We start from the raw sequence: 25,957 nt of genomic DNA, 5'->3' as shown, positions 1-25,957 counted from the left end.
AGCCCCGCCCGACAGATGGAGCCACCATGAGCAAGGCCACGACGACGGACAGACGATCGCCCGGGCCGCACCTCGCCGACAGCCATGACGTGATCCGCGTGCACGGCGTGCGCGAGAACAACCTCAAGGACGTCAGCATCGAGATCCCCAAGCGCCGGCTGACGGTCTTCACCGGTGTCTCCGGCTCGGGCAAGAGCTCACTGGTGTTCGACACGATCGCGGCCGAGTCGCAGCGGCTGATCAACGAGACCTACAGCGCCTTTTTGCAGGGCTTCATGCCCAACCGGGCCCGGCCCGAGGTCGACGTGCTGGACGGCCTCACCACCGCGATCGCCGTCGACCAGCAGCGCATGGGCGGCGACCCCCGCTCCACGGTCGGCACCGCCACCGACGCCAACGCCATGCTGCGCATCCTGTTCAGCCGGCTCGCCGAGCCGCACATCGGCCCGCCCAGCGCCTACTCCTTCAACACCGCCTCGGTCAGCGCGAGCGGCGGCATCCGCGTCGACCGCGGAGCGGAGAAGACCAGGACGGTCAAGGCGACCTTCTCCCGCACCGGCGGCATGTGCACCCGCTGCGAGGGCCGCGGCAAGGTCTCCGACATCGACCTGACCCAGCTCTACGACGACTCCAAGTCGATCGCCGAGGGCGCGTTCACCATCCCCGGCTGGAAGTCCGACAACGTCTGGACCGTCGGCCTCTACGCCCAGTCCGGCTTCCTCGACCCGAACAAGCCGATCCGCCGGTTCACCAAGAAGGAGATGCAGGACTTCCTCTACGGCGAGCCGACCAAGGTCAAGGTCAACGGAGTCAACCTCACCTACGAGGGCCTGATCCCCAAGATCCAGAAGTCGTTCCTGTCCAAGGACAAGGAGGCGATGCAGCCGCACATCCGGGCGTTCGTGGAGCGGGCGGTCACCTTCACCACCTGCCCCGAGTGCGACGGCACGCGGCTGACCGAGGCGGCCCGTTCGTCGCGGATCGGCAAGGTCAGCATCGCCGACGCCTGCGCCATGGAGATCCGGGACCTGGCGGAGTGGGTGCGGAGTCTGACGGAGCCGTCGGTGGCACCGCTGCTCACCGCGTTGCAGGGCACCCTCGACTCCTTCGTGGAGATCGGCCTCGGCTACCTCTCGCTCGACCGGCCGGCGGGCACGCTCTCGGGCGGTGAGGCGCAGCGGGTGAAGATGATCCGCCACCTCGGCTCCTCCCTCACGGACGTCACCTACGTCTTCGACGAGCCCACCATCGGCCTCCACCCGCACGACATCCAGCGCATGAACGACCTGCTGCTGCGGCTGCGGGACAAGGGCAACACGGTCCTCGTCGTGGAGCACAAGCCGGAGACCATCGCGATCGCCGACCACGTCGTCGACCTGGGTCCCGGCGCCGGGACGGCCGGCGGCACCGTCTGCTTCGAGGGCACGGTCGAGAGGCTGCGCGCAGCCGACACCGTCACCGGACGGCATCTCGACGACCGGGCGCGGCTCAAGGAGACGGTCCGCGAGCCCACCGGCGCGCTGGAGATCCGGGGCGCCTCGGCCAACAATCTCCAGGACGTCGACGTCGACATCCCCCTCGGGGTGCTCACCGTGGTGACCGGTGTGGCCGGCTCGGGCAAGAGCTCGCTGCTGCACGGCTCGATCCCGGCCGACGCGGGTGTGATCTCCGTGGACCAGAGCCCGATCAAGGGCTCGCGCCGCAGCAACCCGGCGACGTACACCGGGCTCGCCGATCCGATCCGCAAGGCCTTCGCCAAGGCCAACGGTGTGAAGCCGGCCTTGTTCAGCGCCAACTCCGAGGGCGCCTGCCCCACCTGCAACGGCGCCGGCGTCATCTACGTCGACCTCGGCATGATGGCCGGCGTCGACACCCCCTGCGAGGACTGCGAGGGCAAGCGGTTCCAGGCCTCCGTGCTGGAGTACCGGCTCGGCGGCCGCGACATCAGCGAGGTGCTCGCGATGTCGGTGACCGAGGCGGAGGAGTTCTTCGGCACGGGCGAGGCCCGCACCCCGGCCGCGCACCGCATCCTGGAGCGGCTCGCCGATGTCGGGCTGGGCTACCTCACCCTCGGCCAGCCGCTCACCACGCTGTCCGGCGGCGAGCGGCAGCGGCTGAAGCTGGCCACGCACATGGCCGACAAGGGTGGCGTCTACGTGCTCGACGAGCCGACCACCGGCCTGCACCTCGCGGACGTGGAGCAGCTGCTCGGCCTGCTGGACCGGCTCGTCGACGCGGGCAAGTCGGTGATCGTGATCGAGCACCACCAGGCGGTCATGGCACACGCCGACTGGATCATCGACCTCGGCCCCGGTGCCGGTCACGACGGCGGCCGCATCGTCTTCGAGGGCACCCCGGCCGACCTGATCGCGGACCGCTCCACGCTGACAGGGCAGCACCTGGCGACGTACGTGGGCGCCTGACACGACCCACGCAGAAGGCCGATGGCCCGCTCCGCGGCTGCTCGGAGAGCCCTGGCCGGGACATGCCGTCCCGCCGGGGCTCTCCACCGCTTCCGGCAGCCCCCGGGCCGGTCGCGGCTCCTGGGTCTCCGGCAGGGCGGCCTGGCCCGATCCCACAGCCCGTTCCGCCGCGGGCATCGAGCCGCGGCTCCTGGCCTGGCCGAACGGCCTCCTCCGTGGGGCGTCCGATGCTGTCCTCGCGCCGTGCGGCTGCGTCCGGTCCCTGGCCGGACGGCTCGTCCCGCCGGGGTTGTCCGTCGCCTTCCGGGGGTGCTCGCCGGTCGTGGCTGCTCGGTATCCGGTGGGGCGGCCCGGCCCGACCCCGTCCCGCAGCCCGGGACGCCCCGGTCGTCGGGTCGGCCGAACGGACGCCTCCGGGGGGCGGCCCGGGCCGCCCCCGCGCAGGGTGGTGGCATGGCGTCCGTGAAACCCGTCGTGGTCTACCCGCCCGCCGCGGACGGCGGCCGGCGGGTCCGTGTGGACGACCAGTTCCTCGGCATCGCCTACGGGCTGCTGGACGTCGCCGAGTTCCTGCGGCGCGCGGGGATCGAGGACGCCGACGAGGCGTACGTGACGGCGTCGGGGCTGATCGAGTGGCGCGGCGGCGGCCCGGACAGCTGGGGCGGCGGCTCCGAGGACGACCTCGCGTGAGGCCCCGCTTCGCCCGGTCGTACGCGCCCGCGTGACCCCGGAGCGGGTCCGGGCGTTGTGCCGGGCATGAAGAAGCGCAGCATGCTCGCCATCGCCTCCCTCGCCACCGGCTTCGTCGTCGCGGCGGTCACCCCGTCGCACGCCCTCACGGAGAACCTGGGCACCCTCAGCGTGGACGACACCCTCAAGACGCTCGACGAGACCGTCGCCAAGGACAGCCTGTCCCTGGACCGGGAGGACGGCAGCGAGAAGAACGAGAAGGGCTGACGAGCCGCCCGGCCCCGGCCGACGGCGCCGGCGCTCCCGCACGCGGGGGCGCCGGCGCCGTCGTCATGCGCCCTCAACTGGGGCTGGTTTCCGTGGCAGGGTGGAGCGGGCAAGCCTCAGGGGGCCAACAGAAGAGGGGGACCTGTGACCGTCGTCTGGATCAACGGCGCGTTCGGTGCGGGAAAGACCACCACCGCACAGGAACTGATCGAACTGATCCCGAACAGCACGCTCTTCGACCCCGAGGTCATCGGCGGAGCGCTCCGGTACCTGCTGCCGCCGAAACACCTCGCCGAGGTCGGCGACTTCCAGGAGCTGCCGATCTGGCGCCGGCTCGTGATCGACACCGCCGCCGCGATGCTCGCGGAGCTCGGCGGGACCCTCGTGGTCCCCATGACCCTGCTGCGCCAGGAGTACCGGGACGAGATCTTCGGCGGACTGGCCGCGCGCAGGATCGCCGTCAGCCACATCCTGCTCGCCCCGGCCGAAACGATACTGCGGAAGCGTATAGCGGGCCGTGAGATACCGCCCGACCTGCCCGACGGCGAGCTGCGCATACGCCGGTGGTCCTTCGACCACATCGAGCCCTACCGCGCCGCCCTCGCCTCCTGGCTCACCGCCGACGCCCATCCCGTCGACACCAGCCACCTGACCCCGTACCAGGCCGCCGCCCGCATCGCCGAGGCCCTGAACAGCGGCTCCGTGCCCGTCTGCGACATCGTCCAGACGCCCGAGCCCACCGCCGAGACACTCGCCGCCGGTGTGCTCCTCTTCGACGAACAGGACCGCGTACTCCTCGTCGATCCCACCTACAAGGCCGGCTGGGAGTTCCCCGGCGGCGTCGTCGAACCCGGTGAGGCGCCCGCCCGCGCCGGGATGCGCGAGGTCACCGAGGAGACCGGCATCCGCCTCGACGAGGTGCCCGGCCTGCTCGTCGTCGACTGGGAACGCCCCGTACCGCCCGGTTTCGGCGGACTGCGCCTGCTCTTCGACGGCGGCCGGCTCGACTCCGCGGAGGCCGGCGAGATGCTGCTGCCCGGGCCGGAGCTGCGCGACTGGCGGTTCGTCACCGAGGAGGAGGCCGCCGAACTGCTGCCGCCCGTGCGCTACGAGCGACTGCGCTGGGCCCTGCGGGCACGCGAGCGCGGAGCGGCGTTCTACCTGGAGGCCGGCGTCCCGGTCGGCTGACCCTCCGCATCCCGAGCCCACGCCCTTTACCCGGCCCGGGGGATTCCGAGGGGAAAGCGAGAGGAAACGCCGCCGGAGACACTCCTAAGCGATTCCCAAGGAATCTCCCGCACTCCGTCACGCCGCGGGCAATCACATTCCCCGCTCTCGTCAACACTTCTCCAGGACCGCAAACGATCCCTTTTCCGGCCCCTGCGCGGCTTGACCGGACTCGCACGCCATTGCGAAAGTCCGCAGAGTCTCACGGCGGAAGTAATGACCGCCACCCAATTTCCTTGCCCCAGGGGCAGATCCGGGATGTCCGTACGATGACCACGCAACACCAGCCGGTCGGCACCGGCGGCGGCACCGCGCTGCCGGCCGAGCCGTCGACGCAGGACCCCAGACCCGGCGGCACGGTCGTCGCCGGCCGCTCACCCGCCCGGATGGCCTGGAAGCGCATCAGGCGGGACAAGGTCACCCTGGCCGCCCTGGTGGCCACCCTCCTGTTCATCGCCGTCGCCCTGCTCGCGCCGGTCCTCACCGCCGTGACCGGCTGGGGGCCGATCACCCCCGACAACAGGGCGATCAACCCGGACACGGGCAACTTCCCCTACGGTTCCCTGGGCGGCATCAGCGCCCAGCACCCGCTCGGTGTCGAACCGGGCACGGGCTACGATCTGTTCGCCCGGGTCGTCTACGGCCTGCGCACCTCCCTCTACGTGGGATTCGCCTCCGCCGTGCTGTCCACCGCCGTCGGAGTCGTGGCCGGTCTCGCGGCCCGTTATTTCGGCGGCTGGGTCGACTCGCTGCTGTCACGGGTCATGGACGTCATGCTGGCGTTCCCGACCTCATTCGACGCCTCCTGGCAGCGGCCCTGATCATGCTGGTGATCACCACGATCACCTTCTTCATCTTCTTCGCGCTGCCGTCCGACCCCGCGCTCCTGGCCTGCGGGAAGACCTGCTCGCCCTCCCGCCTCGCGGAGATCAAGCACTCGCTGGGCCTGGACCAGAGCTACCTGACCCAGTACTGGGAGTTCCTCAAGGGGCTGTTCGCCGGGCGCGACTTCGGCGACCAGAGCGTGCGCATCCACTGCGGAGCGCCCTGCCTCGGCGTCTCCTTCCAGACCGACACCCCCGTGCTGACCACCCTGCTGTCGGACTTCCCCGCGGACCTCTCCCTCGGCCTCGGCGCCGCCGTGGCGTTCCTGGTCCTGGGCGTCGGCCTCGGCACCGTCGCGGCGGTGCGCCGGGGCAGGGCCGCCGACAAGGCGGCGGTCGGACTGGCCCTTGTCGGCGTGTCCGTGCAGATCTACTTCATCGGTCTGCTCCTGCTGTACGTCTTCGTCGACAAGTTCCAGATCCTGCCCGCCTCCGGCTACACCCCGATCACCGAGGACCCGGCCGGCTGGTTCCAGGGGCTGATCCTGCCGTGGACCACCCTGGTCATCGTCTACCTCGCGATGTACACCCGCCTCACCCGCTCCTCCATGCTGGAGGTCTTCGCCGAGGACTACATGCGCACCGCCCGGGCCAAGGGCCTGCCCGCGGCCACCGTCGTCCTCAAGCACGGGCTGCGGGCCGCCATCACCCCCGTCATCACCATCTTCGGCATGGACGTCGGCTCCCTGATCGGCGGCTCCGCTGTCATCACCGAGTCGGTGTTCGGCATCAACGGCATCGGCAAGCTCGCGGTCGACTCCGTGCAGAACTCCGACCTGCCCGTCATCCTCGGCACCACGCTCTTCGCCGCGACGTTCGTCGTCCTCGCCAACGTGGTCGTCGACCTGGTGTACGGCCTCGTCGACCCGCGCGTACGCCTCGCCTGAGCCCTTCCTCGTCCTTAGGAACACCCGTGTCCGTTCAGACCTCACCGCGGCGCCCGGACCTCGCGCCCCGCCCCGCACCCTTCCTCGACGTACGCGACCTGAAGGTGCACTTCCCGACCGAGGACGGCCTCGTCAGGTCCGTCGACGGAGTCTCCTTCACCCTGGACAAGGGCCGCACCCTCGGCATCGTCGGCGAGTCCGGCTCCGGCAAGTCGGTGACCTCACTGGCCCTTCTCGGACTGCACAAGGGCACCCGCGCCCAGGTCGGCGGCGAGATCTGGCTGGAGGGCAGGGAACTCGTCGGCCTGCCCGAGGCCGAGATGCGCGCCCTGCGCGGCCGCACCGTCTCCATGATCTTCCAGGACCCGCTGTCCGCGCTGCACCCCTTCCTCACCGTCGGCTCCCAGATCGCCGAGGCCTACCGCGTCCACCACAGGGTCTCCAGGAAGGAGGCCAGGGACCGCGCGGTGGAGATGCTGAAGCGGGTCGGCATCCCGCAACCCGAACGCCGGGCCGGGGACTACCCCCACCAGTTCTCCGGCGGCATGCGCCAGCGCGCCATGATCGCCATGTCCCTGGTCTGCGACCCCGCCCTGCTCGTCGCCGACGAACCCACCACCGCCCTGGACGTCACCGTCCAGGCGCAGATCCTCGATCTCATCGGCGATCTGCAGGAGGAGTTCGGCTCCGCCGTCGTCATCATCACCCACGACCTCGGCGTGGTCTCCGACGTCGCCGACGACATCCTGGTCATGTACGGCGGCCGCCGCATCGAGTACGGCACCACCCGCGACGTCCTCAAGAACCCCCAGCACCCCTACACCTGGGGGCTGTTGCAGTCGATGCCGCACCTCACCGGCGACGTCGGCGAACGGCTCGACCCGGTCCCCGGCACCCCGCCGAGCCTGATCCACCTGCCCGGCGGCTGTGCCTTCCACCCGCGCTGCGCCTACAAGGGCTGGGTCCCGGACGGCCGGTGCACCCGGGAGCGGCCCGAACTGCGCCTGCTCGCCGGCAACGAGGGGCACCTCGCCGCCTGCCACCTCACCGACGAGGCCAAACAGGAGATCCGCGGCTGCGGGACCGGTCCGGACGACCACGCCGCAACCGCACGGACCGCGCGGTGACGGCGGCGGACGAAAGGGAGCAAGCCGTGAGCACGACCCAGCCCGTGACCGGGCAGCCCACCGACCGCACCCGTGGCGAGAGCCTCCTGGAAGTGCGCGGGCTGCAAAAGCACTTCCCCCTGCGGCAGGGCATCATCTTCCAGCGGCAGATCGGGGCCGTCCGCGCCGTCGACGGCATCGACTTCTCCGTCGGGCCCGGCGAGTCGCTCGGTCTGGTCGGCGAGTCCGGATGCGGCAAGTCCACCACGGGACGCCTCATCACCCGCCTGCTCGAACCCACCGGCGGTTCCGTCGTGTTCGACGGCGAGGACATCACGCACCGGCCGCCCGGACGGATGCGGGAAGCCCGCAGCAACCTCCAGATGATCTTCCAGGACCCGTACTCCTCGCTGAACCCGCGGCACACCGTCGGCACGATCATCGAGACACCGATGCGCCTCAACGGCATCAACCCGCTCCAGGGGCACAAGAAGCGCGCCCAGGAACTCCTGGAGACGGTCGGCCTCAACCCGGAGCACTACAACCGCTACCCCGACAAGTTCTCCGGCGGCCAGCGCCAGCGCATCGGCATCGCCCGCGCCCTCGCGCTGCGGCCCAAGCTGATCGTCGCCGACGAGCCCGTCTCCGCGCTGGACGTCTCCATCCAGGCCCAGGTCGTCAACCTGCTCCAGGACCTGCAGCGGGAGTTCGGCATCGCCTTCGTCTTCATCGCCCACGACCTCGCCGTCGTACGGCACTTCTCCGAACGCGTCGCCGTCATGTACCTGGGCAAGATCGTGGAGACCGCCGACCGGGAGTCCCTCTACACCCGCCCCCGGCACCCCTACACCCACGCCCTGCTGTCCGCTGTCCCCGACGCCGACCCGGACGCCACCGAGCGGCGCGAGCGCATCCGGCTGGCCGGGGACGTGCCCTCGCCCATCGACCCGCCCTCCGGCTGCCGCTTCCGCACCCGCTGCTGGAAGGCCCAGGACAAGTGCGCCACCGAGGAACCGCCGCTGGTGCGCGTGGAGGGCAGCCCCGCCGGCCACCTCACCGCCTGCCACTTCCCCGAGGAACCGACGGTCGCGGCCCGCGCACAGGACATCGTCCTGGACCCGGCCCTCGGGTAGCGGCGGCTATCCCCGGGCCGCGTGCCGCAGCGCGCGGGACGCCTGTGCCGTCACCGGGTCCCCGTGGCCGAAGCAGGCCATGTCCGGGTCCAGGTCCGCCAGCCGCCCACAGGCGGCCAGGACCCGGTCGCGGTCGAGATTGAACACGCCGGGGATCACCGAGCCGTCCACGGGGGACGCCGCGACCGTGTCACCCGTGAACAGCACGCCGTGGGCCGGGAGATGGAGCGCCAGGCTGCCGTCCGTGTGCCCGGGCACGTGCACGACCCGCGCCCCGCCGCCGATGTCCAGCACCTCGCCGCCGGCCAGCTCCGTGATCTCGGCCGGCCGGGCGAAGTCACCGGCGGGCAGCAGCCGCACCGCCCGTTCGTGCAGCGGCCGCTCCCAGTCCTCGAACACCGGCTCCGGGCCCGGGGCGTCCCCCCGTACGAACGGCGCGTCCAGCCGGTGCGCCAGCACCTCGGCACCGCTGAGCGCGGCGAACTCGCCCGCCCCGCCCACGTGGTCCTCGTGGAAGTGCGTGAGCACGATCCGCCGCACGGCCCGGGGGTCCGAGCCCAGCGCGGTCACCGCCTCGGCGATCAGGGCCCCGGAACCCGCCGGGCCCGCGTCGACCAGCGTCCACTCGTCGCCGTCGCGCCAGAGATAGGCCTGGCCGACCGGGAAGCGCAGCATACGCAGGCGGGGGAGCAGCTCGATGACGTCCATGGCACGACCGTAGAGAAGGCCCCCGTCCGCGGACGAGGGCCTTCTGCCGACAGCAGAGCCGTCAGCTCGCCGCGTAGTTGCGCAGGAACAGTGCCTCCGCCACCGACAGCCGCTCCAGTTCCTCGGGCGACACGCTCTCGTTCATCGCGTGGATCTGCGCCTCCGGTTCACTCAGCCCGATGAGCAGGATCTCCGCCCGCGGGTAGAGCGCCGCGAGCGTGTTGCACAGCGGAATGGAGCCGCCCTGACCGGCGTACTGCATCTCCTGCCCCGGGTACGCCACCGCCATCGCGTCCGCCATCGCCTGGTACGCCGGGCTGCTGGTGTCGGCACGGAAGGCCTGGCCCTGGCCGATCTGCTCGGTGCTCACCCGCGCACCCCACGGCGTGTGCGCCTCCAGGTGCGCCTGGAGCAGCTTGGTCGCCTCGGCCGCGTCCACGCCCGGCGGCACCCGCAGGCTGACCAGCGCGCGGGCGCTCGCCTGCACGGACGGGGTGGCACCGACCACGGGCGGGCAGTCGATGCCGAGCACCGTCACGGCCGGCCGTGCCCAGATGCGGTCGGCGACCGTCCCCGACCCGATCAGCTCCACGCCGTCCAGCACCTTGGCGTCCCGCCGGAACTGCTCCTCGTCGTACTGCAGCCCGTCCCAGGACGTGTCCGCGGTGAGCCCGTCGACGGTCGTGGAACCGTCCTCGGCGCGCAGTGAGTCAAGGGCGCGGATCAGCGCGGCCAGCGCGTCGGGCGCGGCACCGCCGAACTGGCCCGAGTGCAGGTTGCCGGCGAGCGTGTCGACGCTCACCCGCACCAGCGTCATGCCCCGCAGGGTGGAGGTGACGGTCGGCAGACCCACCCGGAAGTTGCCGGCGTCGCCGATGACGATCGTGTCGGCCTCCAGCAGCTCCGGGTGCTCCTCGGCGTACCGCTCCAGGCCCCCCGTGCCCATCTCCTCCGAGCCCTCGGCGATCACCTTCACATGCACCGGGACGCCGCCGTTCGCCTTCAGCGCGCGCAGTGCCAGCAGGTGCATGATCACACCGCCCTTGCAGTCGGCGGCCCCCCGCCCGTACCAGCGCCCGTCCCGCTCGGTCAGCTCGAACGGCGGGGTCGTCCAGCCGGCCTCGTCCAGGGGCGGCTGCACGTCGTAATGCGCGTAGAGCAGGACGGTCTTCGCTCCGGCCGGGCCGGGCAGGCAGCCGTAGACCGACTGCGTGCCGTCCGGGGTGTCGAGCAGCGCCACGTCCTGGAACCCCTCGGCGGTGAGCGCGTCCGCGATCCAGCGTGCGGCCCCCTCGCTCTCGCTGCGCGGGAACTGGTCGAAGTCCGCCACCGACCGGAAGGCCACCAGCTCGGCGAGCTCCTCCTTCGCCCGGGGCATCAGCGAGGCGACGGTCCCGGCGACCGGATGCGACGACATGGGCACGCTCCTTGTGGGTGCGACGTTGTAGCGGTGAGTGCTGCAGATCCTCCCACAGCGGTCTGTGACCAGGTCCGCCGTAGGATGCGGGAGACAGCAGCAGCGGGCGGCTTGATCGGGAGCAGTAGACCATCGTGAGCAGCGAGAACTCTTCGGCGGACGACGTGCGGCAGGTGTGGGACGTCGTCGTGGTGGGCGCGGGACCCGCGGGTGCTTCGGCCGCGTACGCGGCGGCGGTCGCCGGGAGACGTGTGCTGTTGCTGGAGAAGGCCGAGCTGCCGCGGTACAAGACGTGCGGCGGCGGCATCATCGGCCCCTCGCGGGACGCGCTGCCGCCCGGTTTCGAGCTGCCCCTCAAGGACCGCGTCCACGCGGTGACGTTCTCGAACAACGGCCGTTTCACGCGCACGCGGCGGTCCCGGCAGATGCTGTTCGGGCTGATCAACCGGCCCGAGTTCGACCAGCGGCTCGTCGAGCACGCCCAGAAGGCCGGCGCCGAGCTGCGCACGGGTGTCACGGTCCAGCGGGTCGAGCAGCACGGCTCGGCGGTTCCGGACCGGCGCACGGTCGCGGTCGTGCTGCAGGGCGGCGAGGTCGTGCTGGCCCGGGCCGTGGTCGGGGCGGACGGCAGCGCCAGCCGCATAGGGGCCCATGTCGGGGTCAAGGTCGAGCAGGTGGATCTCGGCCTGGAGGCGGAGATCCCGGTCCCGGACACGGTCGCCGAGGACTGGAAGGGGAGGGTGCTCATCGACTGGGGCCCGATGCCCGGCAGTTACGGCTGGGTCTTCCCCAAGGGCGACACCCTGACGGTCGGGGTGATCTCGGCGCGTGGCGAAGGAGCCGCGACCAAGCGGTACCTCGAGGAGTTCATCGGACGGCTCGGCCTCGCCGGTTTCGAACCGAGCATCTCCTCCGGGCACCTGACCCGCTGCCGGGCCGAGGACTCGCCGCTCTCCCGCGGACGGGTACTGGTCTGCGGTGACGCGGCGGGGCTGCTGGAGCCGTGGAGCCGCGAGGGCATCTCCTTCGCGCTGCGCTCGGGCCGGCTGGCGGGGGAGTGGGCGGTGCGCATCGCCGAGGCGCACGACGCCGTGGACACGCGCCGGCAGGCCCTGAACTACGCCTTCGCGGTCAAGGCCGGGCTCGGTGTGGAGATGAGCGTCGGCAAGCGGCTGCTGACGGTGTTCGAGCGCCGTCCCGGACTGTTCCACGCGGTGCTGACGGGCTTCCGCCCGGCCTGGAAGGCGTTCAAGGAGATCACCCAGGGATCGACGTCCCTGGGCGAGATCGTCCGCACGCATCCGCTGGCGCAGCGGGCCCTCACCGCGATGGACCGCCGCCCCGCGGCGGGCGGCGAGGTCAGCGCGCCGGAATGATCTCGAAGACCGGGTGATCGGGGGCGATGCGGCGCAGCTTGGCTTCCGGGGAGTCGGGGCCGACGCCGTTGAAGAAGACCCCGACCTCCGCCTTCCAGCGCTTGAGGTAGGCGCGCAGGATCGGCGCCTTGTCGGCGTCGGGCACCTCGGTCGCGGTGAACGGGGCCACGTTCTTGCCGAGGTGCAGTTCGCCGCCGCCCGCCGCGCGCATGTTGTGCGTCCACTGGACGTAGCGTGCGGCGCCCCGGCCCTCCCGGTGCCTTGAGGGCTGGCGTACGTACTTCCCCGGGAGTACGCCTGATCACCACGTCCGGGGGACGCCGCCCCGGGCGGGTGGCGTCTAGCGTGGCCGGTATGGACGAGCAGCGTGCGCGGGGCGGTCCGCCGCAGTGGTGGCGGCACGGGCCTCCCTGGTGGGACCGGTGGGCCGACGGGGAGCGTGCGTCCCGGTGGCCCTGGCGGTCCACCGCCGCCCTCACCGTCTTCGTACTGACCGGTTCGAACTTCGCGGCGCAGGGGCAGGAGGGTGAGCGGGCCGCCCTGGATCCCTTCGCGCGGGTGCTGCTGCTGGTGGCCGCGGGCCTGTTGCTGTGGCGGAAGCGGTATCCGGTGGCCGTGGTGTTCGGCACGGCCGGTGCCGTCATGGTCTACCTGGGGGCCGGTTACCCCTACGGGCCGGTGCTCCTCACCGTCGCGCTCGCCTGCTTCAGCGCCATCGTCACCGGGCACCGCCGGGCGGCCTGGACGGCGATGGGGACCCTGTGGGCCGGGCACGTGCTGGTGGCGCACTGGCTGTACCAGTGGCTGCCGCCGTCGGGGGACCCCGCCGCCTCCTGGAGCGCGGAGGTCGTCGTGGCCACGTGGGTGGTGGCGATCACCGCCGTGGCGGAGCTGTTCCGGGTGCGGCGGGAGCAGTGGGCCCGCGAACGGGCCGAGCGTGCCGAGGCCGCGCGGCGGCGGGCCGACGAGGAGCGGCTGCGGATCGCCCGGGAGCTGCACGACGTACTGGCGCACAGCATCTCCGTCATCAACGTGCAGGCGGGTGTCGGCCTGGCGCTGCTGGACACCGACCCGGAGCAGGCCCGTTCGGCGCTCACCACGATCAAGGCCAAGAGCAAGGAGGCGCTCGGCGAGGTGCGCCAGGTGCTCGACACGCTGCGCGCTCCCGGTGCCGCGCCGCGCGCTCCGGCACCCGGCCTCGACCGGCTGCCCGAGCTGGTGGAGCAGGCGGCGAGCGCGGGGCTCACCGTCGAGGTCGAGGGGGAGCCGCCGCACCTCGCCCCGGCCACCGACCTCGCCGCGTTCCGGATCGTCCAGGAGGCCCTGACGAACGTCGTGCGGCACTCGGGTTCGCGGCACGCGTGCGTACGCCTGGCGCACGACGGGGAGGTGCTGCGCCTGCGCGTGGACGACGACGGGCCCGCGACCGGCGCCGAGGCGGGCGGCAGCGGCAACGGGCTGGCCGGCATGCGGGAGCGGGCCGCCGCGCTGGGTGGCACCATCGAGGCGGGACCCCGCCCGGGCGGCGGTTTCCGGGTGCTCGCCGTACTGCCGCTCAGGGCTTCCGCCGGCCGTTGAACCGCACCCGGAACCATGACAGCCGCACCCGGAACCATGACAGGAGGACGAGGGTGATCCGCGTACTGCTCGCCGACGACCAGTCACTGGTCAGAGCCGGGTTCCGGGCGCTGCTGGACGCGCAGCCGGACATCGAGGTGACCGCGGAGGCGGCAGACGGCGAGGAGGCCGTGCGGCGGATCCGTGAACTGCGCCCGGACGTCGTCCTGATGGACATCCGCATGCCCACGCTCGACGGCCTGGCAGCGACCCGGCGGGTCACCGGGGACCCGGAGCTGCGGGACGTGAAGGTCGTCATGCTGACCACCTTCGAGCTCGACGAGTACGTCTTCGAGGCGATCCGCTCGGGCGCCTCGGGTTTTCTGGTCAAGGACACCGAGCCGGAGGAACTCCTGCGCGCGGTCAGGGCGGTGGTCGCGGGCGACGCGCTGCTCTCGCCGGGGGTGACGCGGCGGCTGATCGCCGAGTTCGCGGCCCGTTCCAAGGAACCCGCGGCGGCCGACGCGCCGGCCCGGCTCACCGAGCGGGAACGCGAGGTGATGGCCCTGGTCGGGATCGGCCTGTCCAACGAGGAGATCGCCCGCCGTCTGGTCGTCAGCCCGCTCACCGCGAAGACCCACGTCAGCCGCACGATGGTGAAACTCGGCGCCCGCGACCGGGCCCAACTGGTCGTGCTGGCCTACGAGTCGGGACTCGTACGGCCGGGCTGGCTGGGCTGACCCGCCGCCCGGAACCGCAGCAGCACACTCGCGACGCGGGCGGCGAAGAGCACCGGCGCCAGCACCAGTCCGGCGCGCACCAGCAGCAGCTCCGCCGTGTCCGGGAGGTCGAAGAGGAGCGCGGGCCCGGCCACGGCCCCGAAGACGACCGCGGCGGCGAAGGCGGCACTGCACAGCGCGTATCCGATCTCGACGGTGATCGCATCGCGCTCGGCCTGGGCGCGCCGTCCCCCGTGACGTGTCATACGGCGAGTCAAACAGGCGTGTGCCCGGCGGGCAAGGCAGCCCGCCGGGCACACGCTGTGAGGCGGTCCCCCGGATCGCGCTAGTCGCGTACGGCGACGCGCTCCGCCTCCTTCGGGGTGGACACGGCGACCACGACGGACGGCCGCTTCCGGCGGGTCCGCAGGCCGGTGAGGGTGATCAGCAGGCCGGCGAGGGCGATGAGCGTGACGACCACCAGGCCGGGCCGGTAGCTGTCGAGGACGGCCCGCGCGGAGGCACCTTCGCCCTCGGGGGAGTTCGCGGTCACCACCGCCGTCACGACGGCCAGGAAGATCGCGCCGCCCACCTGCACCGAGGTGTTGAGCAGCCCGGAGACCATGCCCTGCTCGTGGTCGTCGACGCCGTTGGTGGCCTGGATGTTGAGCGAGGGGAAGACCAGGGCACAGGCCGCGCCGATGAGCAGCATGCTCGGCAGGATCACCGCGGCGTACACCGGGTCGAGGTCGACGCGCAGGAACAGCGCGTAGCCGACGACCATGAGCGCGAAGCCGGCCGCGATCAGCCGCTGGGTGCCGAACCGGTCCACGATCGCGCCCACCTTCGTCGAGGACGCCGCCACCAGCGCGCCCGCGGGCAGGAAGGCGAGCGCGGTGTGCAGCGCCGACCAGCCGAGCAGGGACTGCATGTAGAGCGTCGCGAGGAACTGGAAGCCGACGTAGGAGCCGAAGAAGGTCATCGCGCCGAGCTGGGCGCGGATCTGGGTGCCGGAGCGCAGCACGCCGAGCCGGATCAGCGGGCCCGCCGAGCGCCGTTCGACCAGGACGAACGCGGTCAGCAGCACGGCCACGGCGAGGAAGGACAGCAGGGTGCGGGCGGACGCCCAGCCGGTCTCCGGTGCCTGGACGACGGTGAAGACCAGCAGCAGCATCGACGCGGTGCCGAGGACGGCGCCGGGGATGTCGTAGCCGTTGTGGTCCTTCTCCCGTTCGCTGCGCGGCAGCAGCTTCAGGCCGGCGGCGAGCGCGATCAGGGCGATCGGCGCGGGCAGCAGCATGGTGAGGCGCCAACTGGCCTCGGTGAGCAGGCCGGACAGGACCAGGCCCATGGAGAAGCCGGTGGCCGCGCAGGTGGTGTAGATGGCCAGCGCCCGGTTGCGCAGCGGGCCCTCGGGGAACGTCGTGGTGATGATGGACAGGCCGGCGGGGGCCGTGAACGCCGCGCTCAGGCCCTTGATGAAGCGGCTGGCGATGAGCAGCGGGCCGGAGTCGACGAGACCGCCGAGCAGCGAGGCCAGCGCGAAGACGCCCAGCGCCACCAGGAAGACCTGGCGCCGGCCCAGCAGATCGGCGGTGCGTCCGCCGAGGAGGAGCAGGCCGCCGTAGCCGAGGATGTAGCCGCTGACGATCCATTGCAGCGCGGAGGTCGACAGGCCGAGGTCGGCGCCGATGGACGGCAGCGCGACGCCGACCATCGACACGTCGAGGGCGTCCAGGAACATCGCGGCGCAGAGCACCAGCAGGGTGCCCCAGAGTCGGGGAGTCCAACGTCCGCCGGACGTCGGGGTGGTGAGCGGAGAGGTCATGCCCGAGAGGCTACATGCGCATGCATGGAATGCAAGTGCATTTAATTCAGGTGCAACAATCTCGGTTCTCTGTTACGGTGCCGCGCATGACGGCGAAGCAGGCCGAACAGGCGCTGGTGGAACAGTGGCGCGACATCCTGGCGCTGCACGCGCGCACCCAGTGCGAACTGGACCGCGCGCTCCACGACCACGGTCTGTGTGCCAGCGACTTCGAGGTGCTCGACGTCCTCGCCCGCTGCCGCACGCCCAGGGGCACCCCGGCCTACCGCGTGCAGGAGATCGCCGAGCGGGTCCACCTGAGCCAGAGCGCGCTCTCGCGCCTGATCGCGCGGCTGGAGAAGGAAGGTCTCGTGGAGCGCTGCATGTGCCCCGAGGACCGGCGGGGCGTACGCGTCTCCCTCACGGCCGCGGGACGCGCGCTGCACGACGAGGTGCTGCCCGTGCAGCGCGCGGTGCTGGCCCGGATGCTCGCGGACGGCTGAGCCGGACGGGCGGACCGGTCAGATCGCCGACGTCTTCCGCCACAGCTCGGCGAGCGCCCGGTCGCCCGTGACCGACGGCAGGGGAACGCGGTTCCACAACGCCAGGTACAACTCCCCGGCGGGTCCCGACAGTTCGCACTCGGCCTCCCCGGACGCGCCCCGCTCGGTCACAGGCGGCCCGGAGGACAGCCGTACGGTCCACACCGCGTCGGTGTCGTCCGTGCGCACGCGCAGCACGCGCGGCTCGGGGGTGCGTACCCGGCTGCGCGTACGGGCGTGGAAGCCGCGCAGCAGTTCGTCGATGCCGTCGGTCGCGAACCGCGGCGCGACGGCGGTGGGTTCGCCACCGCGCGCCGACTCCGCGTCGAACCGGTGCACGGCCGTCTCGTGCGCCTGCCGCCGGGTCCAGAAGGCCAGCGGGGACGGCGCGGGCAGGAAGGCCCAGCACTCCAGGGAGGGCGAAGCGCCGGCCAGGGCGGTGACCAGCTGCCGGTGGGCCTCGCGGTACCAGGCCACCAGCTCCGTCCCGTCCGGACCGGTGGGTTCGGTCAGGGGGCGGTGCTCGGTGTGCCGCTCGGTGATGTACGAAGCGGCCCAGCGGTGCACCGCCCCCGTGTGCCGCAGCAGATCGCGCACCCGCCACCGCGGGCAGGTCGGCACCCTCGCGTCCGTCCCGGCCCGCTCGGCGGCCACGGCCAGCAGCCTTCCCTCGGTCTCCAGCGCTCGCAGGAACTCGGCGGTCTCCATGGCGCCGAGTCTGCCGCACGGGGCGCGCGACCCGCGGAGGGTTTTACGGCAGCGGCGTACCGCCCGTGGCGTTGACGATCTCGGCGGTGATGTACGACGCCTCCTGCGAGGCCAGGAAGACGTACGCCGGCGCCATCTCGGCGGGCTGCGCGGGCCGTCCGATGGGCGCCTGCTTGCCGAACTCCTGCGTGTCCGGCATGGTCGCCGGGATCAGCGGCGTCCACACCGGGCCGGGCGCCACGGCGTTCACCCGGATGCCCCGGTCGATCACCATCTGCGCCAGCCCCTGCGTGAAGGTGACGATCGCGCCCTTGGTCGTCGCGTAGTCCAGCAGGTGCGGGCTCGGCTTGTACGCCTGCACCGAGGTCGAGTTGATGATGCTGCCGCCCTCGCGCATGTGCGGCAGGGCGAACTTGCACAGCCAGAACATGCCGTACAGGTTGGTGCGCATCACCCGGTCGAACTGCTCGGTGGAGATCGCCTCGATGCCGTCGGGCTGCGACATCTGGTACGCCGCGTTGTTCACCAGGATGTCGATCCGGCCGAACTCGTCCACCGCACGCTCGATCAGCGCCCGGCAGTTGTCCTCCTCGCGGATGTCGCAGGAGACGGCCACGGCGCGCCGGCCGGCCTCCTCCACCAGCCGGACGGTCTCGGCGGCGTCGTCCTTCTCCTCGTCGAGGTGGGTGAAGAGCACGTCCGCTCCCTCGCGGGCGAACGCCAGGGCCACCGCCCGGCCGATGCCGGAGTCCCCGCCGGTGATCACGGCCTTGCGGCCGTCGAGCCGCCCGCTGCCGCGGTAGGACTCCTCACCGTGGTCCGGGGGCGGGTCCATGGGCCCCGTCCAGCCCGGGTGCGGCTGGTCCTGGGAGGGAAACTCCGGGTTCGGGTGCTGCTCGCCGGGGTGCTGCTGTTCGGTCACGGGTCTTCCTCCTGGAGATGACGTACGGCCCGGTGATCACATCGGACGTGGCCACGGGTACCCAGGATCACGACGGTGCCGACCTCCGCGCCGGGGTTGATTGCGTTCCGGGCCGTCGTTCACCCGGACGGCCGTCTCGGGGTCAGCCGCCGGCCCGGCGGGTGGCCAGGCCCACCAGCGCGCCGACCGCCGCCGCGACCGCGGCCAGCAGCGCCACGCTGGTCAGCGCGGCCGGCAGCGTGAACCAGTCCGCCATGAAGCCGATCGCGGGCGGGCCGAGCAGCATGCCGCCGTAGCCCAGGGTGGAGGCCGTGGCCACGCCGCTCGACCCGGCCAGCGCGCCCGCCCGTTCGACCGCCACGGGGAAGAGGTTGGCGAGGCCGAGGCCCGTGACCGCGTAGCCGAGCAGGGCCGCCCACAGGGAGGGGGCGAGGGAGCCGAGGAGCATGCCGGCCGCCGCGGTGGTGCCGCCGGCGACGACGGTCCGGGTCTGCCCCAGACGCTCCAGGAGGGTCGTGCCGGTCAGCCGGCCCACCGTCATCGCCAGCGCGAAGCAGGAGTAGCCGGCGGCCGCGGCGCCCGCGGAGGCGCCCAGGTCCTGTTCCAGGTGCAGGGCGCCCCAGTCGGCCAGCGCCCCCTCGCCGTAGGCGGTGCACCCGGCGATCAGTCCGAAGACGAGCACCAGGGCCCGGGTGCGGCCGTCCAGCCGGCGAGGGGCGTCCTCCCGCTCCCGCCGGGGCGGCGCCGGCGGTTCGTGCCGCAGCAGCGTGGGGCCGACCGCGGCCGTCACCACCAGCCCGACGGCCGTGAGCAGCAACAGGTGCCGGATGGGGGAGAGGGACCCCGCGACCAGCCCGCCCAGCCCCGCGCCGGTCATCCCGCCCAGGCTGAAGGCGGCGTGGAAGCTCGGCATGATCGGCCGCCGCAGCGCGGCCACCAGTTCCACGGCGGCGCTGTTGAAGGCGACGTTGATCCCGCCGTACGCGGCGCCGAAGAGCAGCAGGACGAGGCCGAGCGCGAGGGCCGAGTGGGTGAGCGGGGGCAGGGCGACGCTGAGCGAGAGCAGCACCGCGCAGACGACGGTGACCCGGTGGTTGCCGTAGCGACGGCACAGCCGCCCGGTGAGGGTCATGGTGACGACGGCTCCCGCGGACACGCCCAGCAGGGCGAGACCGAGGGCGCTGGCGGAGGCGTTCGTCTGCTCCTTGATCGCGGGGATCCGGACGACCCAGCCGGCGAAGACGAAGCCGTCCAGGGCGAAGAAGACGGTGAGGGCGGCACGGAGTCGGGTGAGGGAGTCGCCGTTGCCCGGCACGGCACTGTGCGTTCGGGATTTGTTTATTTGCGGCACAAACTCAGGCTAGGTGGGTGCGGGGCCGGGGACAAGGTGCGAGGCTTGGACGGTACGCATCCGCCGAGCCAGCCCCGGAGGGCACGATGGGACGTGACGTGCCGGCCCTGGTGTTCACGCGCGAGGACCGCCGCCGCTACCGGGAGAAGATGCACACCGACCTGGAAGTGCTGGCGCACATGCTGAGCGAGTCCGGGTTCGAGAGCGAGCGCCCCCGGGTCGGGCTGGAGATCGAGCTCAACCTCGTCGACGACCACGGGCTGCCGGCGATGCGGAACACCGACGTGCTGCGGGCGATCGCCGACCCGGCCTGGGCCAGCGAGCTGGGCCGCTTCAATCTGGAGATCAACATCCCGCCGCGGGAGCTGACGACCGGCGGGCCCGGCGACTGGGAGCGGGCCATCCGCGACGCGCTCAACCACGCCGAGGACCGCGCCTCGGCCGTGGGCGCCCACCTGATCATGGTGGGCATCCTGCCGACGCTGGGGGAGTCGGACGTGAGCGAGGCCGCCCTCTCCGGCGACCCCCGCTACCGGCTGCTCAACGAGCAGATCTTCGCCGCGCGAGGCGAGGACCTGCGGATCACGGTCGACGGCGTGGAGCGCCTGGCGACGTACGCCGACACCATCACCCCCGAGGCGGCCTGCACCAGCACCCAGTTCCACCTCCAGGTCGCCCCCCGGGACTTCCCGCTGTACTGGAACGCCGCCCAGGCCATCGCGGGCGTGCAGATCGCCCTCGCGGCGAACTCGCCCTTCCTGTTCGGCAAGGAGCTGTGGCGCGAGACCCGCATCCCCCTGTTCGAGCAGGCCACCGACACCCGCCCCGAGGAGATCAAGGCGCAGGGCGTCCGGCCCCGCGTGTGGTTCGGGGAGCGCTGGATCACCAGCGTCTTCGACCTCTTCGAGGAGAACGTCCGCTACTTCCCGGCCCTGCTGCCGCTGTGCGAGGACGAGGACCCGCAACGGGAACTCGACAACGGCCGCGTCCCGCGGCTGGGCGAACTCACCCTCCACAACGGCACGATCTACCGCTGGAACCGCCCCGTCTACGCGGTCACCGACAGCGGCCCGCACCTGCGCATCGAGAACCGGGTCCTGCCCGCCGGGCCCACCGTGGCCGACATCATCGCCAACGGCGCCTTCTACTACGGCCTGACCCGCGCCCTGGTCGACGAGGACCGGCCGGTGTGGACGCGGATGTCCTTCTCGGTCGCCGAGGAGAACCTGCACACCGCCGCCCGCGACGGCATCGACGCCCGCCTGTACTGGCCCGGCGTGGGTGAGGTGCCCGTCACGGAACTGGTGTTGCGCCGTCTGCTGCCCCTGGCCCACCGGGGCCTGGAGCTGGCCGGCCTGGACGCCGCGTGGCGCGAACCGCTGCTGGGCATCATCGAGCAGCGCTGCGTCACCGCCCGCAACGGCGCGCTGTGGCAGACGGAGACGGTGCACCACCTGGAGCAGGCCGGCGTCTCCGACCGGCGCGAGGCGCTGCGGCAGATGACCAGGACGTACATGGACTACATGCACATGAACGCGCCCGCGCACACCTGGCCGGTGGACTGACGGGCTCACGCGCGACCGGGGGCGGACTGCCCCCTCCAGTGCGCGGCCGCCGTCAGCGGCACGGGCGCGGGCACCGCCGCCGACGTCGTCAGCTCCACGCGCCGTCCCTCGGTCGCGGAACGGAGCAGGGCGGTCATCGTCTCCAGCACGTGCAGCGCGACCTCGCCGTTCGCGCGCCGCCCGCCGGACGCGAGGAAGTCCAGCAGGCCGAGGCCGCGTGCCCCGTCCTCGTAGCCCGCCGACACGGGCAGGGCACGCCACTGCGTGTCGCCGAGGGCGTGGAGGCGTACCTCGCCGTCGAAGCGGTTCGGATCCGGCACCGAGAGGCTGCCCCGCTCGCCGTGCACCTCGATCGGGGCCGCCGTGGTCGCCACCCCGTCGAAGCTCGTCGTCAGGGTCGTCAGCGTGCCGTCGACGTGCTCCAGGACACCCGAGACATGACTGTCCACCTCGACCGGTATCCGCTCGCCCGCGCGCGGCCCGGAACCGATCACCCGCTCGGCGCGCAGCCGGCCGGCCGCCCCGGTCACGGCCCGCACCGGGCCCAGCAGATGCACCAGGGCCGAGAGGTAGTACGGCCCCATGTCCAGCAGCGGGCCGCCGCCGGCCGTGTAGTAGAAGTCGGGGTGGGGGTGCCAGCGTTCGTGGCCCGGGGTGACCATCACGGCCGAGGCGAACTGGGGGCGGCCGACGGAGCCCGCCGCCACGGCCGCCCGGGCCGTCTGAATCCCCGTGCCCAGCACGGTGTCCGGCGCGCACCCCACCCGGACGCCCGCCTGCGCGGCGGCCGCCATGACGGCCCGGGCCTCCTCCAGGTCCGCCGCGAGGGGTTTCTCCCCGTAGACGTGCTTGCCGTGGGCGATCGACCCGAGGGCGATCCCGGCGTGGGCCGCCGGCGTGGTGAGGTTCAGGACCGTGTCGACGTCCGGGCTGCTCAGCAACTCCTCGACGGTCAGCGCCCGCGCACCCGGCAGCGCGGCGGCGGCCGTGGCCGCCCGGGCGGCGTCGAGATCGGCGACCGCGGTGACGCGCACGGCGGGATGGCCGGCGAGCGTGTTCAGATAGGCGCCGGATATGACCCCGAGCCCTACGACGCCGACGCGGTGCGCGTCGCCCACAGCATGCCCCTCTCGATGATGGTGCGGACGCTGGGGTGTTCCAGCACGTCGATGCTGTGCCCGGGGGTGGTCACCACGATCCGCCCGGCGCCCCAGCGGCGCGTCCAGACGGCCGGCGAGGTGACCGGCCGGTGCCAGGGCTGCCACGGCCGGACCGGGTGCGTGGTGGTCGCCAGGACGTCGACGAGGTCGTCGTGGAGCACCCAGTACTGCTCGGTGTGCAGGTCGAAGTCCTCGATACCGGCCGTGACCGGGTGGGCCCGGCCGGCCTCGGTGAGGCTGATGGTGTGCGGCAGGAAGTTGTCCGCCGCCTCGCCCCGCCGCTCGCACGGCTCCTTCCCGGGATGGGTGGCGAACTGGCCACCCACCAGAAGGAGATAGTCGGCCGAGGAACGGAACGAGTCGACGATGCCGCCGTGCCAGCCGGTGAAACCGGTGCCGGCGACGACCGCCGCACTCAGTCCGGCCAGCTGCTCGGGCGTGATCTGCGACATCGTCACGCACTGCACGACGAGGTCGGTGCGGGCCATCTCGGCGGTGTCGGCATAGACGTCGGTCGATTCCTCGACCCGGACGGCGTATCCGTTGTCCCGGAGGAAGGGCAGGAACAGCTCCGTCGCCTTGACCGGCTCGTGGCCTTCCCAACCGCCTCGGACAACCAGCGCTCTCTTCTGCGTCATCGTGATCTCACTATGCGCGGGGCACCCGGGCTCCGAAAAGGGGGCAGTGCCTCACGAAAGTTTCGCGGGGACGGCCCGGGCGCGGACCTCCCAGCAGGCCGCGGTGAAACGGACCTCCGGGCCCTCGACGAAGGGCTCGAACGCGGGGCGGACCGTGTCGACGACGCGCGCCCGGGCCGGCTCGTCCGCCTCGGGCAGGATCATGCCGAGGGGCCCGAGCCGGGTGAAGTAGCGCTCGAGTTCGCTCTCGGGCAGGGTGCAGACCGCGTCGACCGGCCGGAGCTCGATCCCGGCCCATCCGCCGGCCGCCAGGATCCGGCGGACCCGCTCCGGGTCGGCGAAGGCGAACTGCCCCGGCTGGTCGGGCCGGCGCGGCGGAAGGTCCGGCAGGAAGGGCGCCGCGGCACGCTCGGCCGTCGTCATGAACGGGTTCTCCTCGGGACCGCGCCACACCACGAGCCGCAGGGTGCCGCCGTCCGCGACGGCACCGCGCAGGTTCGTGAACGCCCGGACGGGATCGCTGAAGAACATGACGCCGAAGCGCGAGACGACGGCGTCGAAACCGGCCGGCTCGAACGCGTGCTCCTGCGCGTCGCCCCGGACGAAGACCGCCGGTACGCCCCCCCGTTCGGCCTGCTCGCGGGCGGCGCCGATCATCGGTTCGGAGAGGTCGATGCCGACGCAGTGACCGACCCGTCGCGCGACGGCCCGGGTGACACCGCCCGTGCCGCACCCGACGTCGAGCACGCCGGCCGCACCCTGCGCCGCCACGGCCTCGACGAGCAGCTCCTCGAAGGGCCGGAACATCCCGTCCAGCACCTCCTGGAGATCCAGCCACGCGTGTCCCGCGGGCCCGTTCCAGCGGGCGGCCTGTTCGTCGTCGCTCCTGCGCGGGCCGTTCATGGTCGTCGCTCCTCCTGCTTGCCTTCGTCGAACGGGGATGACAGCGTTCTACTTCAAGTCGACTTGAGGTCAAGGCAATGACGGAGCTGGACATCGCCGAGGTGGCGCAGCGCGCCGGGGTTCCCGCCTCGACGCTGCGGTTCTACGAGGAGAAGGGGCTGATCGCCTCGACCGGCCGGCGGGGCCTGCGCCGCCAGTACGACCCGGGTGTGCTGGAGCGGCTGGCGCTGATCGCGCTGGGCCGCACGGCCGGTTTCTCGCTCGACGAGATCGGCCGCATGTTCGCACCGGACGGCCGGCCGCGCATCGACCGGCGGATGCTCACGGACAAGGCGGAGGAACTGGACCGCAGGATCCGCGAACTGGGCGCGCTGCGCGACTCCCTGCGGCATGCGGCCGCGTGCCCGGCGCCCAGCCACCTGGAATGCCCCACCTTCCGCCGCCTCCTGGAGGAGGCGACCGCGCCCGGACGGCACGTGCCCGGCCGCTGACGGACCGCCGCGGGCTTGGTCCGGTCCTGGTCCGCGCTTCTGCCCGGTCCCCGCGGCCCCGACCGCGGCTGCGGACTCTTTCCTGGTCGTGCTCCTGTACAGCTCGATCGCCGACGATGCGAGGGTGATCCCGCTCGGCGCGGCCGGCGAGGAGGCCAAGGGGGATCCGCATCGGCGGCGGGGCGGAGGCACCGAGCGGGGCGGCCACCGCGCGGCCCTGATCCGCGTCCGGCGAAAAACGTTCCACGTTATACTTGCGGCGCCCGGGAAGGTCACCGTCGTGCCTGGTCGCACGGCCGCAACAGCGAGGGGGTGGACGCCGTTCCGGCACGCCCCGCCCGCATCCAGGACGTCGCGGCCGCCGCCGGCGTCTCGGTGTCCACGGTGTCCAACGTGCTCAACCGGCCCGAGCGCGTCAACGCCCGCACCGCCGAGCGCGTCCGCGTCGCCGTCGCCGAACTCGACTACCTCCCCCACCCCGGAGCCGCCGGACTGCGCACCGGACGGGCCAGCGCGATCGGTCTGGTGCTGCCCGACGTCACCAACTCCTTCTACGCGCGCATCGCCCGGGGCGCGGCGGACGCGGCCTACGACCACGGCTACTCGCTCGTCCTGTGCCACAGCGGGGACGACCCGGAACGCGAACAGGGCTACTTCGGCATGCTCGCCGGGCAACGGGCGGTCGGCGTGGTCGTCGTGCCGCTCGGCGCCGACCCCGGCCGGCTGGCCCGGCTGCGCGAACGGGGCATCCCGCTGGTCCTCGCCGACCGCGCCATGCCCGACCGGGACGGCTGCTCGGCCTCCGTCGACGACATCGCCGGCGGCCGCATCGCCGTCCAGCACCTCCTCGACAGGGGGGCGCGCGACATCCTCGTCGTCAACGGCGAGCGCGGCATACGCCAGTGCGCCGACCGCTACCAGGGCGCCCGGCAGGCCGTGCGCAGCCGGCGCGCGGCCCGACTGGACCAGGTCGTCGCCGAGCGGATGACCGTCGGGTACGGCACGGAGATCGCCCGCGGCCTGAAGGAACTGCCCGACGGGGTGTTCTGCACCAACGACTTCCTCGCCGCCGGCCTGTGCCGTGGCCTGACCGAACGGGGCGTGCGCATCCCCGAGGACGTCCAGGTCGTCGGCTACGGCGACCTGGACATCGCCGACTTCGGGGCGACGACCCTGACGACGGTCCGGCAGCCGGTCGAGGACCTCGGCCGGGCGGCCGTGGAGATGCTGCTCGACGAGATCGAGGCCCGCGCGGACCACGTCCACGAGACCCGCGTCTTCGCACCCGGCCTGGTCCTGCGCGACTCCACCCGCCCCCCCGCCGACCGGCCCTAGGCCGGGTCCGCACCGTCCCCCCTGCTCCCCGACCCCGGCACGCACTCCCGTCGCACCTGACCCGGTCCCGAGTACACCCGGTACGAGGGACCGCGTCCGGCACGCCGAGAGCACGCACCGGACGCCGTGGGGGCCGCCATC

At 72.5% G+C, this 25,957-nt stretch carries 25 protein-coding genes and 1 pseudogene; 15 read left to right on the top strand and 11 right to left on the bottom strand.

From position 1 onward, the window contains the following. Positions 1-26 precede the first annotated feature (26 nt). The 8 genes from ABTZ58_RS29430 (at position 27) to ABTZ58_RS29395 (ending at position 8,617) form a co-directional block, all read left to right on the top strand. The gene (locus ABTZ58_RS29430; RefSeq protein WP_351363072.1) at positions 27-2,423 is read left to right on the top strand and encodes an ATP-binding cassette domain-containing protein; all 2,397 of its coding nucleotides are present in this window, start codon (positions 27-29) and stop codon (positions 2,421-2,423) included. Positions 2,424-2,876: 453 nt separating this feature from the next. Beyond that, entirely contained in the window at positions 2,877-3,113 is a 237-nt protein-coding gene (locus tag ABTZ58_RS29425; protein WP_351363069.1) for a hypothetical protein, read from the top strand. A 66-nt stretch (positions 3,114-3,179) separates the two neighbouring features. Next, complete coding sequence (locus ABTZ58_RS29420; RefSeq protein ID WP_094052079.1) at positions 3,180-3,380, top strand: hypothetical protein; 201 nt, start codon at positions 3,180-3,182, stop codon at positions 3,378-3,380. Between the two features lie 144 nt (positions 3,381-3,524). Further along, on the top strand, positions 3,525-4,568 hold the full coding sequence (locus tag ABTZ58_RS29415) for an NUDIX hydrolase (RefSeq protein WP_351363065.1): 1,044 nt from the start codon (positions 3,525-3,527) through the stop codon (positions 4,566-4,568). A 308-nt stretch (positions 4,569-4,876) separates the two neighbouring features. Further along, the gene (locus ABTZ58_RS29410) at positions 4,877-5,428 is read left to right on the top strand and encodes an ABC transporter permease (protein WP_351363062.1); all 552 of its coding nucleotides are present in this window, start codon (positions 4,877-4,879) and stop codon (positions 5,426-5,428) included. 2 nt (positions 5,429-5,430) lie between these two features. Next, positions 5,431-6,378, top strand: coding sequence for an ABC transporter permease (locus ABTZ58_RS29405; RefSeq protein ID WP_351363059.1), 948 nt, complete (start codon positions 5,431-5,433; stop codon positions 6,376-6,378). A gap of 26 nt (positions 6,379-6,404) precedes the next feature. Beyond that, on the top strand, positions 6,405-7,505 hold the full coding sequence (locus tag ABTZ58_RS29400; RefSeq protein ID WP_351363056.1) for an ABC transporter ATP-binding protein: 1,101 nt from the start codon (positions 6,405-6,407) through the stop codon (positions 7,503-7,505). A 26-nt stretch (positions 7,506-7,531) separates the two neighbouring features. Further along, positions 7,532-8,617 (top strand): ABC transporter ATP-binding protein, encoded by a 1,086-nt coding sequence (locus tag ABTZ58_RS29395; RefSeq protein WP_351363053.1) that lies wholly within the window; start codon positions 7,532-7,534, stop codon positions 8,615-8,617. Between the two features lie 6 nt (positions 8,618-8,623). Here ABTZ58_RS29395 and ABTZ58_RS29390 read toward each other — a convergent pair whose 3' ends face one another. Then, positions 8,624-9,325, bottom strand: coding sequence for an MBL fold metallo-hydrolase (locus ABTZ58_RS29390; RefSeq protein WP_351363050.1), 702 nt, complete (start codon positions 9,323-9,325; stop codon positions 8,624-8,626). Between the two features lie 61 nt (positions 9,326-9,386). Then, complete coding sequence (locus tag ABTZ58_RS29385) at positions 9,387-10,742, bottom strand: dipeptidase (RefSeq protein ID WP_351363047.1); 1,356 nt, start codon at positions 10,740-10,742, stop codon at positions 9,387-9,389. 134 nt (positions 10,743-10,876) lie between these two features. Between ABTZ58_RS29385 and ABTZ58_RS29380 the strand changes: the two genes are divergently transcribed. Beyond that, positions 10,877-12,118: a geranylgeranyl reductase family protein gene (locus ABTZ58_RS29380; protein WP_351363044.1), complete on the top strand. Its 1,242-nt coding sequence runs from the start codon at positions 10,877-10,879 to the stop codon at positions 12,116-12,118. Here the strand turns inward: ABTZ58_RS29380 and ABTZ58_RS29375 are convergent. Beyond that, positions 12,102-12,350, bottom strand: a pseudogene (locus ABTZ58_RS29375) (PNPOx family protein); the annotation flags it as partial. The gene ABTZ58_RS29380 and the pseudogene ABTZ58_RS29375 sit on opposite strands and share 17 nt — an antisense overlap. Positions 12,351-12,472: 122 nt before the next feature. Between ABTZ58_RS29375 and ABTZ58_RS29370 the strand changes: the two are divergent. Both ABTZ58_RS29370 and ABTZ58_RS29365 read left to right on the top strand, forming a co-directional pair. Continuing rightward, the gene (locus ABTZ58_RS29370) at positions 12,473-13,696 is read left to right on the top strand and encodes a sensor histidine kinase (RefSeq protein ID WP_351363041.1); all 1,224 of its coding nucleotides are present in this window, start codon (positions 12,473-12,475) and stop codon (positions 13,694-13,696) included. 53 nt (positions 13,697-13,749) lie between these two features. Beyond that, positions 13,750-14,415 (top strand): response regulator transcription factor, encoded by a 666-nt coding sequence (locus ABTZ58_RS29365; protein ID WP_351363038.1) that lies wholly within the window; start codon positions 13,750-13,752, stop codon positions 14,413-14,415. Here ABTZ58_RS29365 and ABTZ58_RS29360 read toward each other — a convergent pair. Together ABTZ58_RS29360 and ABTZ58_RS29355 are read right to left on the bottom strand one after the other, a co-directional pair. Then, entirely contained in the window at positions 14,376-14,660 is a 285-nt protein-coding gene (locus tag ABTZ58_RS29360; protein ID WP_351363036.1) for a DUF6332 family protein, read from the bottom strand. The genes ABTZ58_RS29365 and ABTZ58_RS29360 overlap by 40 nt on opposite strands. Before the next feature lie 80 nt (positions 14,661-14,740). Further along, a complete protein-coding gene (locus tag ABTZ58_RS29355) occupies positions 14,741-16,222 on the bottom strand; it encodes an MFS transporter (RefSeq protein ID WP_351363033.1) in 1,482 nt (493 codons plus the stop codon). 86 nt (positions 16,223-16,308) lie between these two features. On the opposite strand from ABTZ58_RS29355, the gene ABTZ58_RS29350 reads away from it, so the two are divergent. Next, positions 16,309-16,704 carry a MarR family winged helix-turn-helix transcriptional regulator gene (locus ABTZ58_RS29350; RefSeq protein WP_351363030.1) on the top strand — a complete coding sequence of 132 codons (396 nt, stop codon included), beginning with the start codon at positions 16,309-16,311 and terminating at the stop codon, positions 16,702-16,704. An 18-nt stretch (positions 16,705-16,722) separates the two neighbouring features. Here the strand turns inward: ABTZ58_RS29350 and ABTZ58_RS29345 are convergent, their stop codons facing one another. The 3 genes from ABTZ58_RS29345 to ABTZ58_RS29335 form a co-directional block, all read right to left on the bottom strand. Then, positions 16,723-17,451 carry a maleylpyruvate isomerase family mycothiol-dependent enzyme gene (locus tag ABTZ58_RS29345; protein WP_351363027.1) on the bottom strand — a complete coding sequence of 243 codons (729 nt, stop codon included), beginning with the start codon at positions 17,449-17,451 and terminating at the stop codon, positions 16,723-16,725. A 43-nt stretch (positions 17,452-17,494) separates the two neighbouring features. Next, on the bottom strand, positions 17,495-18,373 hold the full coding sequence (locus tag ABTZ58_RS29340; RefSeq protein WP_351363024.1) for an SDR family oxidoreductase: 879 nt from the start codon (positions 18,371-18,373) through the stop codon (positions 17,495-17,497). Between the two features lie 142 nt (positions 18,374-18,515). Continuing rightward, complete coding sequence (locus ABTZ58_RS29335; protein WP_351363021.1) at positions 18,516-19,688, bottom strand: MFS transporter; 1,173 nt, start codon at positions 19,686-19,688, stop codon at positions 18,516-18,518. Positions 19,689-19,810: 122 nt separating this feature from the next. Between ABTZ58_RS29335 and ABTZ58_RS29330 the strand changes: the two genes are divergently transcribed. Beyond that, positions 19,811-21,289: a glutamate-cysteine ligase family protein gene (locus tag ABTZ58_RS29330; RefSeq protein ID WP_351363018.1), complete on the top strand. Its 1,479-nt coding sequence runs from the start codon at positions 19,811-19,813 to the stop codon at positions 21,287-21,289. 5 nt (positions 21,290-21,294) lie between these two features. On the opposite strand, the gene ABTZ58_RS29325 is transcribed toward ABTZ58_RS29330, so the two are convergent. Genes ABTZ58_RS29325 through ABTZ58_RS29315 form a run of 3 tightly spaced genes read right to left on the bottom strand, consistent with a single transcriptional unit; the run spans position 21,295 to position 23,990 of the window. Beyond that, positions 21,295-22,407, bottom strand: coding sequence for a Gfo/Idh/MocA family protein (locus tag ABTZ58_RS29325; protein WP_351363015.1), 1,113 nt, complete (start codon positions 22,405-22,407; stop codon positions 21,295-21,297). Further along, positions 22,377-23,087, bottom strand: coding sequence for a ThuA domain-containing protein (locus ABTZ58_RS29320; RefSeq protein WP_351363012.1), 711 nt, complete (start codon positions 23,085-23,087; stop codon positions 22,377-22,379). The genes ABTZ58_RS29325 and ABTZ58_RS29320 overlap by 31 nt, the downstream gene beginning before the upstream one ends. Before the next feature lie 51 nt (positions 23,088-23,138). Further along, positions 23,139-23,990 carry a class I SAM-dependent methyltransferase gene (locus tag ABTZ58_RS29315; protein WP_351363009.1) on the bottom strand — a complete coding sequence of 284 codons (852 nt, stop codon included), beginning with the start codon at positions 23,988-23,990 and terminating at the stop codon, positions 23,139-23,141. 77 nt (positions 23,991-24,067) lie between these two features. Here ABTZ58_RS29315 and ABTZ58_RS29310 point away from each other — a divergent pair, with 77 nt between their 5' ends. Both ABTZ58_RS29310 and ABTZ58_RS29305 read left to right on the top strand, forming a co-directional pair. After that, positions 24,068-24,481 carry a helix-turn-helix domain-containing protein gene (locus ABTZ58_RS29310; protein WP_309095713.1) on the top strand — a complete coding sequence of 138 codons (414 nt, stop codon included), beginning with the start codon at positions 24,068-24,070 and terminating at the stop codon, positions 24,479-24,481. 312 nt (positions 24,482-24,793) lie between these two features. Next, positions 24,794-25,816, top strand: coding sequence for a LacI family DNA-binding transcriptional regulator (locus ABTZ58_RS29305; protein ID WP_351363005.1), 1,023 nt, complete (start codon positions 24,794-24,796; stop codon positions 25,814-25,816). Positions 25,817-25,957 lie beyond the last annotated feature (141 nt).

The organism is Streptomyces sp. NPDC094143 (assembly GCF_040303825.1).
Classification (GTDB): domain Bacteria; phylum Actinomycetota; class Actinomycetes; order Streptomycetales; family Streptomycetaceae; genus Streptomyces.
The sequence above is the reverse complement of the archived record's forward strand: the minus strand, read 5'-3'. Positions and strand labels throughout refer to the sequence as shown.

Coding starts and splice junctions, on each gene's coding strand:
- ABTZ58_RS29430 (WP_351363072.1), top strand. CDS start 27: ATGAGCAAGGCCACGACGACGGACAGACGATCGCCCGGGCCGCACCTC.
- ABTZ58_RS29425 (WP_351363069.1), top strand. CDS start 2,877: ATGGCGTCCGTGAAACCCGTCGTGGTCTACCCGCCCGCCGCGGACGGC.
- ABTZ58_RS29420 (WP_094052079.1), top strand. CDS start 3,180: ATGAAGAAGCGCAGCATGCTCGCCATCGCCTCCCTCGCCACCGGCTTC.
- ABTZ58_RS29410 (WP_351363062.1), top strand. CDS start 4,877: ATGACCACGCAACACCAGCCGGTCGGCACCGGCGGCGGCACCGCGCTG.
- ABTZ58_RS29405 (WP_351363059.1), top strand. CDS start 5,431: ATGCTGGTGATCACCACGATCACCTTCTTCATCTTCTTCGCGCTGCCG.
- ABTZ58_RS29390 (WP_351363050.1), bottom strand. CDS start 9,325: ATGGACGTCATCGAGCTGCTCCCCCGCCTGCGTATGCTGCGCTTCCCG.
- ABTZ58_RS29385 (WP_351363047.1), bottom strand. CDS start 10,742: ATGTCGTCGCATCCGGTCGCCGGGACCGTCGCCTCGCTGATGCCCCGG.
- ABTZ58_RS29370 (WP_351363041.1), top strand. CDS start 12,473: ATGGACGAGCAGCGTGCGCGGGGCGGTCCGCCGCAGTGGTGGCGGCAC.
- ABTZ58_RS29360 (WP_351363036.1), bottom strand. CDS start 14,660: ATGACACGTCACGGGGGACGGCGCGCCCAGGCCGAGCGCGATGCGATC.
- ABTZ58_RS29355 (WP_351363033.1), bottom strand. CDS start 16,222: ATGACCTCTCCGCTCACCACCCCGACGTCCGGCGGACGTTGGACTCCC.
- ABTZ58_RS29350 (WP_351363030.1), top strand. CDS start 16,309: ATGACGGCGAAGCAGGCCGAACAGGCGCTGGTGGAACAGTGGCGCGAC.
- ABTZ58_RS29345 (WP_351363027.1), bottom strand. CDS start 17,451: ATGGAGACCGCCGAGTTCCTGCGAGCGCTGGAGACCGAGGGAAGGCTG.
- ABTZ58_RS29330 (WP_351363018.1), top strand. CDS start 19,811: ATGGGACGTGACGTGCCGGCCCTGGTGTTCACGCGCGAGGACCGCCGC.
- ABTZ58_RS29320 (WP_351363012.1), bottom strand. CDS start 23,087: ATGACGCAGAAGAGAGCGCTGGTTGTCCGAGGCGGTTGGGAAGGCCAC.
- ABTZ58_RS29315 (WP_351363009.1), bottom strand. CDS start 23,990: ATGAACGGCCCGCGCAGGAGCGACGACGAACAGGCCGCCCGCTGGAAC.
- ABTZ58_RS29310 (WP_309095713.1), top strand. CDS start 24,068: ATGACGGAGCTGGACATCGCCGAGGTGGCGCAGCGCGCCGGGGTTCCC.